The 14,786-nt window shown below is 46.4% G+C and carries 13 protein-coding genes and 2 tRNA genes; 7 read left to right on the top strand and 8 right to left on the bottom strand.

The window, feature by feature from the left end; genetic code table 11:
• Positions 1–98 precede the first annotated feature (98 nt).
• Positions 99–1,346 carry a hypothetical protein gene (locus tag VNK96_06045; GenBank protein HWP31267.1) on the top strand — a complete coding sequence of 416 codons (1,248 nt, stop codon included), beginning with the start codon at positions 99–101 and terminating at the stop codon, positions 1,344–1,346.
• A 173-nt stretch (positions 1,347–1,519) separates the two neighbouring features.
• Here the strand turns inward: VNK96_06045 and VNK96_06050 are convergent, their stop codons facing one another.
• The gene (locus VNK96_06050; GenBank protein HWP31268.1) at positions 1,520–4,015 is read right to left on the bottom strand and encodes a tetratricopeptide repeat protein; all 2,496 of its coding nucleotides are present in this window, start codon (positions 4,013–4,015) and stop codon (positions 1,520–1,522) included.
• 84 nt (positions 4,016–4,099) lie between these two features.
• Between VNK96_06050 and VNK96_06055 the strand changes: the two genes are divergently transcribed.
• Entirely contained in the window at positions 4,100–4,864 is a 765-nt protein-coding gene (locus VNK96_06055) for a PEP-CTERM sorting domain-containing protein (protein HWP31269.1), read from the top strand.
• Between the two features lie 153 nt (positions 4,865–5,017).
• The gene (locus tag VNK96_06060; protein ID HWP31270.1) at positions 5,018–5,371 is read left to right on the top strand and encodes a DUF488 family protein; all 354 of its coding nucleotides are present in this window, start codon (positions 5,018–5,020) and stop codon (positions 5,369–5,371) included.
• A 168-nt stretch (positions 5,372–5,539) separates the two neighbouring features.
• On the opposite strand, the gene VNK96_06065 is transcribed toward VNK96_06060, so the two are convergent.
• Positions 5,540–5,617: transfer RNA gene (locus VNK96_06065), tRNA-Pro, on the bottom strand.
• A 232-nt stretch (positions 5,618–5,849) separates the two neighbouring features.
• Here VNK96_06065 and VNK96_06070 point away from each other — a divergent pair.
• A tRNA-Arg gene (locus VNK96_06070) sits at positions 5,850–5,925 on the top strand.
• Positions 5,926–5,930: 5 nt separating this feature from the next.
• On the opposite strand, the gene VNK96_06075 is transcribed toward VNK96_06070, so the two are convergent.
• A complete protein-coding gene (locus VNK96_06075) occupies positions 5,931–6,383 on the bottom strand; it encodes a hypothetical protein (GenBank protein HWP31271.1) in 453 nt (150 codons plus the stop codon).
• A 128-nt stretch (positions 6,384–6,511) separates the two neighbouring features.
• Between VNK96_06075 and VNK96_06080 the strand changes: the two genes are divergently transcribed.
• Positions 6,512–8,839 (top strand): hypothetical protein, encoded by a 2,328-nt coding sequence (locus VNK96_06080; GenBank protein ID HWP31272.1) that lies wholly within the window; start codon positions 6,512–6,514, stop codon positions 8,837–8,839.
• 354 nt (positions 8,840–9,193) lie between these two features.
• Positions 9,194–10,651, top strand: coding sequence for a type I glutamate--ammonia ligase (glnA, locus tag VNK96_06085; GenBank protein ID HWP31273.1), 1,458 nt, complete (start codon positions 9,194–9,196; stop codon positions 10,649–10,651).
• A gap of 147 nt (positions 10,652–10,798) precedes the next feature.
• Here the strand turns inward: glnA and VNK96_06090 are convergent, their stop codons facing one another.
• From VNK96_06090 to VNK96_06100, 3 genes are all read right to left on the bottom strand, one after another.
• On the bottom strand, positions 10,799–10,993 hold the full coding sequence (locus VNK96_06090; protein ID HWP31274.1) for a hypothetical protein: 195 nt from the start codon (positions 10,991–10,993) through the stop codon (positions 10,799–10,801).
• A gap of 76 nt (positions 10,994–11,069) precedes the next feature.
• On the bottom strand, positions 11,070–11,780 hold the full coding sequence (locus VNK96_06095; GenBank protein ID HWP31275.1) for a hypothetical protein: 711 nt from the start codon (positions 11,778–11,780) through the stop codon (positions 11,070–11,072).
• A 12-nt stretch (positions 11,781–11,792) separates the two neighbouring features.
• Entirely contained in the window at positions 11,793–12,554 is a 762-nt protein-coding gene (locus VNK96_06100) for a hypothetical protein (GenBank protein ID HWP31276.1), read from the bottom strand.
• A 107-nt stretch (positions 12,555–12,661) separates the two neighbouring features.
• On the opposite strand from VNK96_06100, the gene VNK96_06105 reads away from it, so the two are divergent.
• Complete coding sequence (locus VNK96_06105; GenBank protein ID HWP31277.1) at positions 12,662–12,934, top strand: hypothetical protein; 273 nt, start codon at positions 12,662–12,664, stop codon at positions 12,932–12,934.
• 1 nt (position 12,935) lies between these two features.
• Here the strand turns inward: VNK96_06105 and VNK96_06110 are convergent, their stop codons facing one another.
• Together VNK96_06110 and VNK96_06115 are read right to left on the bottom strand one after the other, a co-directional pair.
• On the bottom strand, positions 12,936–13,127 hold the full coding sequence (locus VNK96_06110) for a ubiquitin-like protein UBact (protein HWP31278.1): 192 nt from the start codon (positions 13,125–13,127) through the stop codon (positions 12,936–12,938).
• Between the two features lie 112 nt (positions 13,128–13,239).
• Complete coding sequence (locus VNK96_06115) at positions 13,240–14,697, bottom strand: proteasome accessory factor PafA2 family protein (GenBank protein ID HWP31279.1); 1,458 nt, start codon at positions 14,695–14,697, stop codon at positions 13,240–13,242.
• Positions 14,698–14,786: the final 89 nt, after the last annotated feature.

The raw sequence follows: 14,786 nt of genomic DNA on the forward strand, positions 1-14,786 counted from the left end.
AAAAGCAGGCTTTGGAGCGACAAAAAATCCACGCGAATCGAATTCAGTAAAGAGAGGAGTGGCATTTCCGATATTAAAATACGGGTAAAAAATACAGCATGAAGAGAAAGGTTTGCTTATTCATCGTGTCGGTGTTTGTTGTTTCTGGCTGTGGCGTGGAGAAAGAACGTGCGGTGAAGAAAGAATATGATATTGGTGCCCTTCTTAACCGTGCAAAACAGCAGGAGTTGATAACGAGTGTCGAGGAAGCCTTGGCTGCGAACAAGATATCGAAAGAGGATAGTTCGATCCTTTATAGAGAATTGTCACAACAGAAAACTACGACTGATTTATTCAAAGTAGTAGACGATTACTTAAAAGGTTCTGCTACGAATCAGCAAATGCTTACTGTAATGGAAAGAAATTCTGAATACTTACGACTATGCATCGCTGCAGCACAAAGGAAAGACTTTGCTCCTCGGCGGGATTGGCGAAAAAACTATTCGATTCTTTTCCCAGAGTACGTGAATATGAAGAATGCCTTGAATGTCCTCTTAGCGAATGCGCTTTATTATGCGACAACGAAGAAACGAGATAAAGCATTGTCGCATTTCCATTTAGCGACGGAAACGATAAATCAAGGCGGACCTGAAGATGCCATGATCGGAGGTTTATCTCTTATCGCACGTCGCGAAATGTGGTCGCGTGCTGTTGCCAAACTCTGCAAAGAATTTCTCGATGACCCAGAAGCGCTGACGGAGATTTATAAATCCGTAAATTCTATAGAGCAGAAAGATTACAAAAAAGCATTAGGCTACGAAATAGCCTGCGCAAGGCAACCTATAGATGATTTGAAAAGTGGAAAAATGACCGAAAACGATCTGAAGGGTTTCTTAGGAGAAATACAGTTAAAATCGCTAAATGATAATGAATTTCATATCGTGGAGCTCTTTGTCCGTAGCGCCGAACAATGGGATAACCATGAGAAAATCGTCTCTATTGTGCATGAATTCGAGAAGAATCTAGAAGTGGAGTACGCGTTTAGCCGACTTCTCGCTCCAGTCGTAGAAAGCTACCATGAAAGAGTTCTCTTAGCGGAAGCCTATGAACGAACGACGAAGATAGGAGTCGCCGCTTCCATTCTTTATGCTCGTAATGATAAATGGCCTGAACTATCGCAAGCATCCGATTTCGCTAAGGTTTCTTCGAAAGACCCGTTTAGCAACCGTGATTTTCTCTATCGCACGACGAAGAATTCGCTTTTGATTTATAGCGTAGGTCCGAACGGAAAGGACGACAATGGTGTATTCGACAGGCGTGTAAAACCGATCAAGGACGATGGAGCGATATTTTCGATCACGAAGTGAGTTGTGTTCGTAAATTGATAAAAAACGGTTCCCCCTGAAACGCAGGGGGAACCTTACGGAGGGGGTTTTCCATGCGTGATGGTGTGCTCAGCATATCATCAAGAAAGTAAAGGATAAATTATTTTCCTGAAACTGCAAAAAAACGATTAGGGAAATTTTATATCCAATATTGGCTATTTATTCACTTTCTTAAACAATTCTTTAACTTCGCTATTTCCGGGAAATCGCTTCGAGGCATCCATCAATATCTTCTTTGCCTCTTCCTTTCTCCCCACTTCTATTAAATATGCCGCATGTTTCAAAATATATCCCACGTTATCCGGAAGCAGTTTCGAGAGCATTCCATAAGCCTTCGCAGAACGACTCGCGTCCCCATGAACTTCTGCCGCAGAAGCGAACAGGCGAATAATCTCGAGGTTATCCGGCGCACATTCTGCAGCTTTCTCGATGCTTTCCAAAGCATCCCCCCCTCTGCCTAATAACGCCTGCGCGCGGGAAAGCCCCAACCAAAGCGCTGCGTTCGTTTTTTCCGTTTCTAAAATCTTCTCGAATCGTTCTATGATTGCCGGCAACTGACCCTTTCTCGCCATCGCATTGACGAGCGCCAACACGCTTGCATTAGAGGTTTTGCCTTCCTCTAACAACTTTTCTAAAAGCGAATCGTATTCATCCTGACGTCCAGCCTTCGATGCGGTCGTTTCGAACGCTTTGAGATATGCGTTCTCGTGATAGTGTTTTTCCAAACCTTTTTTCAATAACTCGAAAGCGTCGTCGTGCTTTTCTTGCGCTTCCAACGCCTCCGCTCCTGCCAAATAGGGTCCCGATTTCGTAGAATCGATTTCAATCATGCGCAAATACACTTTCTCCGCATCCGAATAACGTTTCTGTTCCATGAGAAACTGACCATGAGCCGTCATGAGCGTCAAATCGTTAGGCCGCTTTTCGTATGCCTTTCTCCATACCTCTTCTGCTCCTTCCGATTGCCCCCCCTTCGCGAAACTTCGAGCCGCATAGAGATAGGGAGTTACCCCTTCCGGAGAAACTTCCGAAAATCGAAGCCATGCTTCCGCTGCTTCGATAGGACGATTCAAACGATCCAACATTCGTGCAATCCCGTCGAGCGCGTAGGGATTCTTGGGGTGGTGCGAGGCAAAATCACGATACACGTCTAACGCAGCATCGAAACGCAATGCTTGTTCGTGAATAGAGGCTTCGATCATCCAACTGCGTGTTTCTTCGGGAAATTCCTTTTGCGCCATATCGAGAACCTGAATTGCCTTCGCGATTTCGTTAATTTGTCGATAGCAAAGCCCTAAACGCAAAAGGAGTTCCGATGTTTTAATTCCTTTTTCGATGGCTTTTTCGATGAGAAGTATCGCCGATGCTGTTTTCCCTGTGAGCATCGCAGCACGGGCGTAGATTTCTAAAACTTCGGCATCGTTCGGATTTCGAAGCAGCGCTGATTCCAAAATTTTGCGAGCGTCTTCTGCCTTTCCTTCATCGAGAAGCATCTGCGCGTAAAGTCTCATCGCCGTCGTGTCGGTCGGTGATTTTTTTAACCAATCGCGAACTGCCTCTCGCGCTTCTTCGCGTCTTCCCGCTAAAAGATAAGAATCGTAAAGCAAACGACGCATTTGGGAATTTTTCGGCTCTAACGCTATCGTTTCCGATGCGTCTTTTGCAGATAAATCGTATTCTCTTCGTGAAAAACGAATATTCGCGCGTAAAATCCGAGCCGGTGCATACTTCGGATTTTTTGCAAGCGCTGCATCGAGAATTTTCAAAGCATCCTCATCACGATTCATCTCGAATAAGATTTGTGCTTTCGCCGTGAGAAGGTTCTCTTCAGGTTTTGCATTGCGCGCGATTCCTCTTTCTGTTATCTCTAATGCGCGTTCTCGAGATGTCGAGCGAATGATTTCGGCATATGCAGAATATAAGTTGGCATTCGTCGGATGAGCGCGAATGGAATTTTCGAAAATTTCAGAAGCCTCTTCCTTTTTTCCAATCGAATGTAAAAAAGAAGCAAAAGAGATTGCTACATCATCCGAATTCGCCGTTTCGTATGCCTTTCGGAACAATGATTCGGCATGTTTTGTCTCTCCCAGTGCTGCATAAATTCTCCCTGCCTCTATCAGGACATTTTTGTCTTTTATATTTTCGAGCCTCAGCATGGATAAAGAATTCAAAGCCTCGTTTTTCGACTCTAATCTCGCCTCCAAGCCGGCGCGCATCACCCAATAAGGGGGCAATGATGCGCAGGCTTTTTCGTTCGCTTTCAAAACTTCGAGAGCATCCTTAGGCTGATCCAAACTTAAACAAGCATTCGCTAACCCGAAAACGGGTTCTGGTCTTCCCGGTGAAGCAGCAATAGCCGCTTTGAAACGCGGAATTGCATCGAGAGGTCGCCCTTTTTTTAAAAAAAGGTAACCGAGGTTCGTGTTCGCTACGAAGTCTCTTGGTTGTTTCCCTAAATGCTGTTGATACAACCGAATTGCTTCTTCGATTCGCCCCTGTTTCTCGGCACGAATCGCTTTTTCGAGGATGACTCCGTCTCCTTTCGGACTTTGCTGTTCTTTAGTGTCGTTCGTTTGGGCAATAGCGGGGTGAATCCCACTATAAAGCATAAGTAATACTGCGAGGATTTGAAAATTCCTATAAAAATTCATGTCGAATCATTTATCGTACAGGTTTTTTTCAGAGGTGTGGTATACTGTAAACACTGCCCTGAAAGGGTGGGAAAGGAGATTCATATGAAACGAACCTTACCCCTCATCCTGGGGTTAGCATCGCTATCCTCGGCTTGGGCATTTCCTTTGTTTCCTACGATTACCGGTCATGACTTCAACTTCGGGGCGTTCAACGGAGATGGATCGTTTGAGTGGAGTGCAGGAGGACCTGCACCAGACACACTCTTTTACACCTTTTCCGAGACAGACACCGAAGTAACCGCTTACTGGCCATTTTGGCCCGCTCCGCCTGTATTTCCCGTGTTCAATCTCGCGGGAGCATTCGGTGGGGACTTCGCAATGGGTGTCATGTTCACTGGACAGGACGCCCCTTATGTTGGACCTGGCGGAACAATCGATGTTAGTCTTACTGGAACGGGAGTAGACCCAGCAGGACCTGATCTATTCATTGTAGGGGCGATCCCTGCGTTGGGATTGGTTGGTGTTCTGTGGGCACTCGATTTGGAATTGGTGTCGCTTTACGGCTATTCGGGGTTACCTTCCTATGTCCTCGAAGGTGTCGGCACCATAGCCGGCGGATTGGTCGCAGAACATTTCGGGCTAATCGGTCAATCGGGCGTGATGAGAGGTCACCTCGATTTTATCGACGCCCCTCCCGGCTGGATTCCTGCTCTGTACGACCCCACGAAAAGCGAACTCGATTACAGAATTCGAGCCGCTTTTTCCGGGGAAACCGGTCAAGGCTTTGCAGTACCTGAGCCAGCGACGATGACTGCTCTTTTTGCAGGCATCGCATTGCTCGGATTGCGAAAACGAAATCGTAGGTAACTTTTAGAATTACTTTTAGTCTGCATGCGAAAGCATGCAGATTTTTTTTTCGTTTTGAGTGCCATTACTAAGCCTCTCGCATTTCTCCTTCGCGAGATTGGTTCTCTCACTTCACGTTTAGGAACGACTTTCGATTTCGAATAAAATAAAAATGTGCGATACGAAATAAAACTCAAAAGAGTATATGAGGAAGCAGAGAAAAGTGATGGTTTTCGAATTTTAGTAGATAGACTTTGGCCAAGGGGTTTATCTAAAGAGAAAGCGAAAGTCGATTTATGGCTAAAAGAAATCGCCCCGAGCGACGAACTGCGAAAGTGGTATCACAAAAATAAGTCGAAATGGACTGAGTTTCAAAAGAGATACAAAGAAGAACTCGAGGTTAAAAAGGAAATTGTGAACAAACTGAAAAAGATCATCAAAAAAGAAAAAGTCGTGACTTTTCTTTACTCCGCCAAAGACGAAACGCACAACAACGCAGTCGCATTGAAGAAAATACTTGGATTATAAATTTTAGAAAAACATCGCGAAGTAAAGCGCTAGCGCGCCAACACCATAATCTTTTATCCGTGGCTAAGGTCATCCGATCCCTCGCCCTCAAGGGATGCCTATAGTAGGAATTCAATTCTGCAAGAGGGCAAGGGAACGAACCACCGAAAAATCCCTATTATTTAAATCTGGTCGGGGCGACTGGATTCGAACCAGCGACCTCTTGCACCCCATGCAAGCGCGCTATCCAGGCTGCGCCACGCCCCGACATATCCAAGTTTACTCAAACCCCCCGAAGCCATACCGCGACTGCAACACACGAACCAATAAGCAATGCGAACGTCCAGCAACCAAAACCAGCATAAGGACGGCAGCCGCGGCGACTAAAGCGTACGCCGAAGTAAGGCCTAGGTCCGTGACGATGTTGTCGAGGCACTATCTAATGATATCAATGTTTAAACAAGTTGTAGGGTTTCCGCCAAGGTAGAATCAATTTTGTGCGGACGTAGCTCAATGGATAGAGCATCAGACTTCGGATCTGAGGGTTGCGGGTTCGAGTCCTGCCGTCCGCGCCAATTTCTCAACCCTCATCCTCAAAAACATTATTATCCCGAGCGAAGGTAATCGTCGCATCCAAACGCGTCTTCGTACGAGACCATCCCGTCTCCGGCAATTGTGCGTTTTCTATAACCGATTCGTAAAGCGTGGCAATCATCGAACTGTTCGGGTTATCCCTTTTCAAACGCTCGGCGACCGGAAGCGCGTCGTCCCATCTTCGCATTTCAATCAGCGCACGCAAAAGCATAAGGCGAACATTGTTTTGGTTGTCGTTTACAGCGAGTGAATGACCGAGATGTCTTGCCGCCAGGTAATAAATCCCTAACTGCCCATAAGCCACACCTGCAAGGGCATGCGCCTCGGAGTCCCCGTCATAAAGGCGCAAGTATTCCTCCAAGACCCCCAACGCGCCGTTAGGGTCTCCTTCTTCCAGCATTGTCTTCGCTAAGGTAAGAGTTTGTTCACGGGTCTCCATTCGTTTCTGTTCGGTGTGTCCCAACGGGAAATTATACGTTTTTCGTGGCGAAAAGATTATCCCTTCTGGGTCGAAATGTATAAAAAAGTAACTCGTCTTAGTACTTTCTATCGTACAATAAAAGAACTATGCTCTTGACCTTTCTCGTAGGTACGGTTCTTCTTCAAGAACCAGTTGCTGACCTCCTCGATAAGCCAGTAACCATTCGGGCGGATGTAGCGCAAATAGCTGTAGTTGCCGGAGAATTGACCAAGCAACTCGGGATTTCCATTGAAATAAGCCCGAAACTTCGCGATGAACTCGTGATTCTTTATGCGAAAGAACGTCCTGCGAAGGAAGTCCTCCATCGTCTGGCTTCCCATTTCGGGTGGGAGTGGGAAAAAACCGCGCGTGGGTATCGCTTAGTGCAATTTCCCTCTTCAGAAGCGGAAGAAAAACGACTCCTCGACGAAAGCCTCTTGAAACGGATGAAAACTTATCAAGAGCAGGCAAAAAAAGAATTGGAGAGAATATCGAAGACGAACAAAGAAGAAATCGAGAAAAAACTCGAAGAAATTCGAAAGAAAATCGACGAAATAGAAAACCAGGCACCAGAGGGAGAGGAATCTCCGGAAGCGTTTCGAAGCCGATGGGCGATTCTGCGACCTCTTTATGAAGAACAAAGGGCACTCGAAGAGCGAATCAATCCTTACAATCGTTTGGTTTATAGCCTTATCGTGTCTTTATCACCACAGCAACTTTTGGAATTAGAAAGAAGGCACAGATTGGTTTTTTCCACTCGCCCCACACGCGCGCAATATGCTTATCCTCCTTCTGCTCAAAACGTCGTTGCAAGTGTTCTCAATGAAATCATCGAATTGCAGAAAATAGAACTGGCAGAACAACAAAAATACATCGAACAGCGAAAAGCGCAAGCAAGAGGAGATGAGGATGTTATTGTCGAGGCACCATGGGGGGTCAAAGTTTTCGAAATGAAAGACGTTGCAGCGGTTCGCGTGGTTTTAAATGCTCCTGAATTGGGAAGAGAAAATGGTCTAATGAATACAGAAGTAAAAATTTTAGGGATTAATGGAGACATCCTATTAGAGGAGACTCGGACTGTTGCCAATAGCGATAAAGTCACCTCGAAAATTCCTTTCCTCGATTACGAAGTATCGGATGATAAACCTCAAAACACCGAAAACAAAGAAGTTCTGAAGAAAGAAGAAAATCAGACGTCGATACAAGACCAACTCGATAAACCTTTAGATTCGGAACGGTTCGAAAAAGCACGAGGCAACGCGAACTTTCCTTTCCCGGTTCCCGTTCCCAGCGCAGATATTGCAAATTTTCTCAAGCCTGGCTCGACCGTAGACCCGTTATCTCCCGTTGGATTTTTCTTGAATGAAGCGGCTTCCCAATCCGATGTTGCGCTCATTGCAGACGCATATGATTCTTATATGGAAGTCCCGCTTCCAGTAGGTAACGATATTAAAACTGCGCGAAAACTTTTCGATGCTTATGGGAAATCTACAGACTGCGAATGGAAATTCGAAAACGGTTGGGTTACGATTCGAAATCGTGAGTGGGCATTAGCACGAGCGTTTTCCGTTCCACGCAATATATTATTTTCTATAAGGGATGCTTATTTTACACAATGTGGATTGAATTTCGAACAAATGGCATGGCTTGCATCCAGCATAACCGATCGCCAAGTGACTTCACCAGTATTGATGTTTACCGCAGGTCCTTGGTTTTGGGAAATGGGTGACAGTGAAGGTTTGGGTTTTTTAAGAATGTGGGCGAATCTTAGCCCTGTTCAGAAAAAGCGTTTGATAGAGGGGGGGATGCTGTTGTTTACCGATTTGAATCCTATCGCAAAAAATCATTTATCGGAGTACATCTATCGGAAAGGAAGTATCGATAACGGACCAGATTTTGCACAAATGTTCTTCGAAGAAGACTTCGATGAAGCCAGCAAAGAATTGCAAAGAGACGTGGGGGCTATTACTTTCGATATGAATATGACCGACACGGAAGTGACGCAAATTCTTCCTGACGGTGTTCCTCCCGGGACGGAGATCGTTCTCACCGTGAAACAGCGACAAGGATTGGCAACCTTGTTGAAGTTTACTGTTCTCGGAGGAATGGAATTTCCTTTGGTAATTCCCACGAAAATGTTTGCGGATTTCGAAGAATGGACTTCCTCTGAAGGGGGTATGGGCATGGACGAGTTCTTTACGCTGGAAAAGGACCGGATAAAGCCCGCTACATTGGAAATGTGGAATTTCGAACTAAAACTTCTTCCGGAGAGAAAAGTCCAGGTTTTCTTCGGTTGTGGCTACAGCAATCCTGCCCACGCGTTCGGAACTTTCGAGAACCTCCCACCCGAAATGCAAAAAAAGATAGCGAAGCAGCGTGAAGAAATTCGGGGCAGAAAAAGAGACGATGGAGACGGTGGAAAAGAAGCACGGTAGAAGAAGAATTTTAAAAAAAATAAAAACGGTAATTAAAAAAATTTAACAATTATTTTAGCAGTAGCTCTTGCATTCTCGAAACATCGAGTGGGTAACATATAATCCCGTGGTTCGGAGAAGCCGTCCGGGTGCTCATTTTTTTAAAAAGAGCGTCGCTTTCACGGCGCTCTTTTTCTTTTTCCGAGAGGGAATAGCGAAGTGTTTGCCATCGAGGAAACTATCCCAGGTGCTCGGTTTGTTATACGAGCGTGGTTTTCACCGCGTTCGTATTCTTTTTTGCTCCGAGAGCGGAAGGATAAAAAGGCTTTTCCATCGAACTGACTTCTGCAGCAATACGTAAGGAGGAAACATACAATGGCAGCATTCGTGCAAACAACTCGTAAGGAGGAAACCGCGATGACTCCTAAAGAGGCTATCAAGTTCATTCAAGAACATGAAGCGAAAATGGTAGATTTTCGCTTCACAGATCTCCCTGGGACATGGCAGCATTTCACTGCACCTGTTGGGGAAGTGAACGAGTCTATTTTCGAAGAAGGAATCGGGTTCGATGGTTCGAGCATTCGGGGTTTTCAAGCGATTCATGAATCCGACATGCTCCTCGTTCCCGACCCTGCGACACTATTCTTGGACCCCTTCACCGATGTCCCTACTGCTGTCGTGATTTGCAACATCGAAGACCCAATCACTCGGGAACCCTACAGTCGTGACCCACGCTACATCGCTGTCAAAGCGGAGCAATACCTGCGACAGACCGGAGTTGCTGACGTTGCTTATTTCGGACCAGAAGCGGAGTTCTTTCTTTTCAATGACGTCCGTTTCTATAACGAAGCGAACAACGCTGGCTTCCGGGTTGATAGCCTTGAAGCGTATTGGAACACCAACGCTGAAGAAGCTCCGAACCTCGGTTATAAATTGCGACCCAAAGGAGGATATTTCCCGTGTCCACCGAGTGACCGACTTCAGGACGTGCGCTCCGATATGGCACAGAAACTCATTGATGCAGGTGTGCCAGTAGAAGTTCACCATCATGAAGTCGCAGGAGCGGGTCAATGTGAAATAGACATTCGCTATGACAAGTTGGTGCGAATGGCAGATAAGTTGCAAATGTACAAGTACATCGTTCGAAACACTGCGATGGAGTATGGACTGACCGCAACCTTTATGCCTAAACCTATCTTCGGAGATAACGGAAGCGGAATGCATGTTCACATCAGCCTTTGGAAGAACGGCGAGACGCTTATGTACGACGAAAAGGGTTACGCAGGTCTCAGCGATACGGCTCGGTTTTTCATCGGTGGTTTGCTCAAGCACGCAGCAGCATTGCTTGCGTTCACGAGCCCGACCACGAATAGCTATCGGCGGTTAGTACCTGGATACGAAGCGCCGATTAACTTGGTGTACAGCCAGCGGAATCGTTCTGCATGCATTCGCGTTCCGATGTACAGCAAAACGAAAAGCGCGAAACGCATCGAATTCCGAGCACCTGACCCCACGTGCAATCCATATCTCGCTTTTGCCGGGATTTTGATGGCGGGTTTGGACGGCATCGAAAATCGCACCGAGCCTCCTGCTCCCATTGATAAGGACTTGTACGAACTCCCTCCAGAAGAAAAAGCGAATATCCCGCAAACTCCCGGTTCTTTGAGAGCAGTTTTGGAAGCACTCAAAGCCGACCATAACTGGTTGCTAAAAGGGGATGTGTTCTCGAAAGATGCGATAGAAACGTACATCAATTACAAAATGAAAAATGAAGTCGAAGCGATAGACTTGCGCCCGCATCCCTACGAGTTCTATTTGTACTTCGACGCTTGATTAGGAACGGTATTTCTTGCTGGAAATAATGTAGAAACTTTGTAAAACTGGAAACAGGGGTTCTTGCCGCATCCTTTCCGCAATGGATGTGCACATTTTAGAGCCTCTCGGTATAGGTTGCCTGCCTTTCTGTTTGTGAACCCAGGTTTAAATTCGAGCCTGGTAATCCTGATTTTCGATTTCTATTCCGAGTTCGTCTTCATCTATGAGTTGCGTGCGGTCTATGTTTTGTTTTGCTCCGTCGTCTATGCGACCATGAATTTGAAAAGCCGCAATGACGGCTGTTACCGATACCAGGATAACGGCAATGACGAATGCCAAAACAATTCGACTTTCGCGCATGCCTTTTTCTCAGCAAAGATCATGCCAAGAAAACATTGGATACACAGCAAATATACGGGATGAAATTAAAGAATTCCTAATCCTGCAAGAGTTCACCCACATTGGGAAGAATGAGAAACTTCCTTTCGCGCGGGGTATGACGCACTAAAAATCCAGCCTCTGGTCTTGTCCCCCTTAAAAGTTCCGGTTCGGGCTCCCCGCTCAAGTCTACATCCGCAGCGATTCTCCAAGCAGAGTCCGCTAATTTCACCGCTTCTTTCAAAGAGAGATTCGGACGATGATTCGGTTGCAAGAATCGCATCGCGCGCTCTTCTGCCTCACGCGTTCCCGCTACAACGGAGAAACTTCTCGCTGTCTCGAAATCTCCATCATAACGAAGAGTAAAAAACAAATCTTCTGCAGGGGATTCATTCAATTCTGCAAATAGCGCATTAATCACGAAAGGCGCCGTCGTCATATCACCAAACGCCCTTTTTAGAGGACTGCTCAATGCAAACCCGACGAGTCTTCCGATCGTTACATCGGTTTCGCTTCGTGCATACCCTTCTTGATGAGCAAAGTCGACTGCTGTGATGCGAAGTGCTTCCACATCCGCTTGCGCACCGAGCGCTGAAAACATGAGTTTGTCGTAAATTTCGTACACTTTTCGAACATGACCTCGATAGGAATATAACAACAAACCTTCTTCGATGGAAAGGCCAATCACGGGCGAACCGATGCGCAAACGATTTTCGATGTATTGCGCGCGTTGTATGATGTTTTCTTGCCAAAGATACGGGCTTATCATGTTATTTCACTCTCATTTTTTAGTCGAGGATTCTAAAGAACGAATCGCTTTTATCAAATCGGATTCGGGAATATTTTGTATTCCGTCCGAAGTCAATATTTTTGCTACGGGGGGGACTCTTTCCAAACCACCTGTCGCGCTGTCCAATTGCGAAGCGATGTCGAGCATAACCAATCCATCGGTTAATACGTCTTCTAAAGAGCGCTTCTCGAAAGGTCCTTTCGTCCTTTTGATAAAATCGAAAACACCTCGTATTCGTTCTGCTCCTGAACCCGCGCATCCGAACTCCGAATTTTCGAAACGCGCGCCTAAAGCGTCGAAGAAATAGATTGCGAATGTGTTTTTCGATGGGTCGTATGCGCTCACGACTGGCAAAAACATCCCGATTCCATCCATGGCGAGGCTGAGATTCGCCACTAAGGCACGACTTACTTCCTGGAGTTTTCCTTCTAAACTCAAATCTTGCAAATGCATGCGCGCATAATATTTAAAAGCATGTCTTAAATAGCGAGCGACCTCGACACTTCGCGCGAAAGAACCGGCGACGGCTACAAGTGTGTAATCGTCGAGGGGCAAAATCTTATCGGCACGGTCATACATGATGTAGTTCGCCGACGTAGCGCGCCTGTCCCCTAAGTTTACGATTCCTTCCTTGAATCGAAGCGCTAAAACGGTCGTGCTGTGAGTGTCTTGTGTTCCTGAAGGAATACGATTTGTGCACTCCGGGAATCCCACTAACTCCGCAAAAGATTTATGCTTGATTTCGCGCATCATCGAGTCCTAAGTTTTATTAAAGCCCAAAAGTAAGAGTTCTGGTATCACTATCAAGGACTTTCGCAGCAAAATACGAGTAACACTTTCAAAGAAGGGTAAAAAATGCCATGAAATTCTTCACTCTGTCGATTTGCGGCTTGTGCATTCTTGTTTGTTCTTGCTCCCCTCAGACCGAAAACGCAGAAGCAACACAAAAGAATGCACCGAGCGGGATGCCTGTAAGTCCCGGCGCGGGACCGCTGACGCCTGTTCCCGATATGGCTCAAGGAATAGAGGGTAGTGGTGGAGGGGTCGGAAATGCGGCGAAGGAGAAGGCGAAGAGTATTGCTTCTTCACCCCCGACATCAGTCGGTAAGACGACAGATTCGGAAGGGAATTAGGTTATTCACCGCTTCGCTGTCGGTAACGCTTCGCTTGGTCGGGATCTACCTTACGCATGCGACGCAGGAGTTCGTTGTCATCTCCTGGCTTTTTGACATCCTTCGAAGGGATGCTTGGATCTTCGAGAGGCTTGCGCTCGGTAAAAGGTAAATCTCGTTCTCGACGTTCTGCTTGGAATATCATACGTTTCATTCTCCTTACTTAGGACGTTAGTTTCTATATTGTACGTTCCATAAATGAGGGCAAGACGTGGTGTTCTCTTCGAAAATTGAAAAATAGTTCTCGCGCGCCCATTTGCAATTTGTCATTCGAGAAAGCGGAGCCATTCTTGGATGTCGTTCGCCGAGACGAGATTCGCTCCATTCTTCCATTCGACGGGTAGTTCGATGGTACGGATTTCGTCTCCAATGCGGAGAGTTGCGTTTTTCCACCCTAGGCTTGCGATTTTGTCTCGAAATTTTTTCACCAAATCTCCTCGCAAGAACGCTCTGGTATCTCCAGGGGGGGTCGTCATGGAATCGAGAATTCGATTCTCGTCAAGAATTTTCTGCACTCGCCCCATTTTTTCCAGAGTGGAAAACAAACTAACTGAAGGGTCTATATCGTGATATTCCAGTTCGAGGGATTGCATCGTGTGGTGATTCCAACCATTCGACGCTGCATATTCCTGAAACATCTTTAGTTTTGCGACCCAATCGACTCTATCCGCAAGATGCATCGGGTCTGTGCTGCAATCGAGCAGTGCCAAACGCCATTCACTCAAAATCCAGTCCGTTTCTGCATCGCGACCTCGAAGGAAGCGTTCACCCGCAGCGAGATAGGATTCCAAAATGTCGAGGCCTGTCGTCCATGAATTATTTTCTAATTCCACTTGCCATTTCAGAGTTTCGTCTTTGCTCAGCATCTCTGCAGTACGAGTCGGTTGACATATTTGCCATTCCGGGCATTCCCCTATGTTCAACAATTCGAGTGCGATGCGAGTCATTCCGACTTTCATCGCAGTAGACCACGGCATTCGATTGGCATCACCGCAAATAACATGTAGGCGCAACCACTTTTTCGCATCCGCATGAGGCTCGTCACGGGTGTTGAAAATCGGGCGACGATAGAGGGTTTCTACATTGGCGAGTTCGTGAAGGAATTCCGCTCGTTGGCTAATTTGATATTTGCAAGGACGCCCCACCTCGCTTCCGACTTTTCCCGCGCCGACGAGGATCGGCCGCGTTATGAGCAACGGCAAAAGACCTTTTAGAAGTTTCTCGAAAGAAATCGAGCGAGGAACGAGATAATTTTCATGCGTTCCGTACGATGCACCGTGATAATCGGAATTATTTTTGAAGACACGCACCTTTTTCCCGATTCGTTTTTCGTATGCTTTTGCTGTTTCTCGAACGAGACGCTCTCCTGCTAAATCGTGAGCGACCAAATCTGCGATGCGCCGACATTCTGGTGTCGCGTATTCGGGATGTCCATGGTCGTTGTAAAAACGCGCTCCGTTTACGAGAACTCTATTGTTCGGCGACTCTTTTTCTGGAAAACGCGGTCTGCCCACATCCCACTGCGCGTCTAAAGGGTCGCTTTCCAAGCGTTCGACACTGAATCCACGGATGTCGTTACGTGGAGTTTCGTTCGAATAATCCCACCCTTCATATGCATGGAATGGAAACGAGGAGACGAACGCCGAGGAATCTTCCATTTGTTCGGCAGCAGTGTGTCCTTCTACAGAAAGACCGTATTCGGTTTCGATTCCAAAGAGGCTCAATGTTTTATTTTAATGCAGGAGGCTGCGTAGTTAGAAATTTCATAACGCCTGTTCCTATGGAATTATTTCCTTTTGCAGGGAAAAAGGGA

Source organism: Fimbriimonadales bacterium, assembly GCA_035559795.1.
In the GTDB taxonomy this organism is placed as follows: Bacteria; Armatimonadota; Fimbriimonadia; order Fimbriimonadales; family ATM1; genus DATMAR01.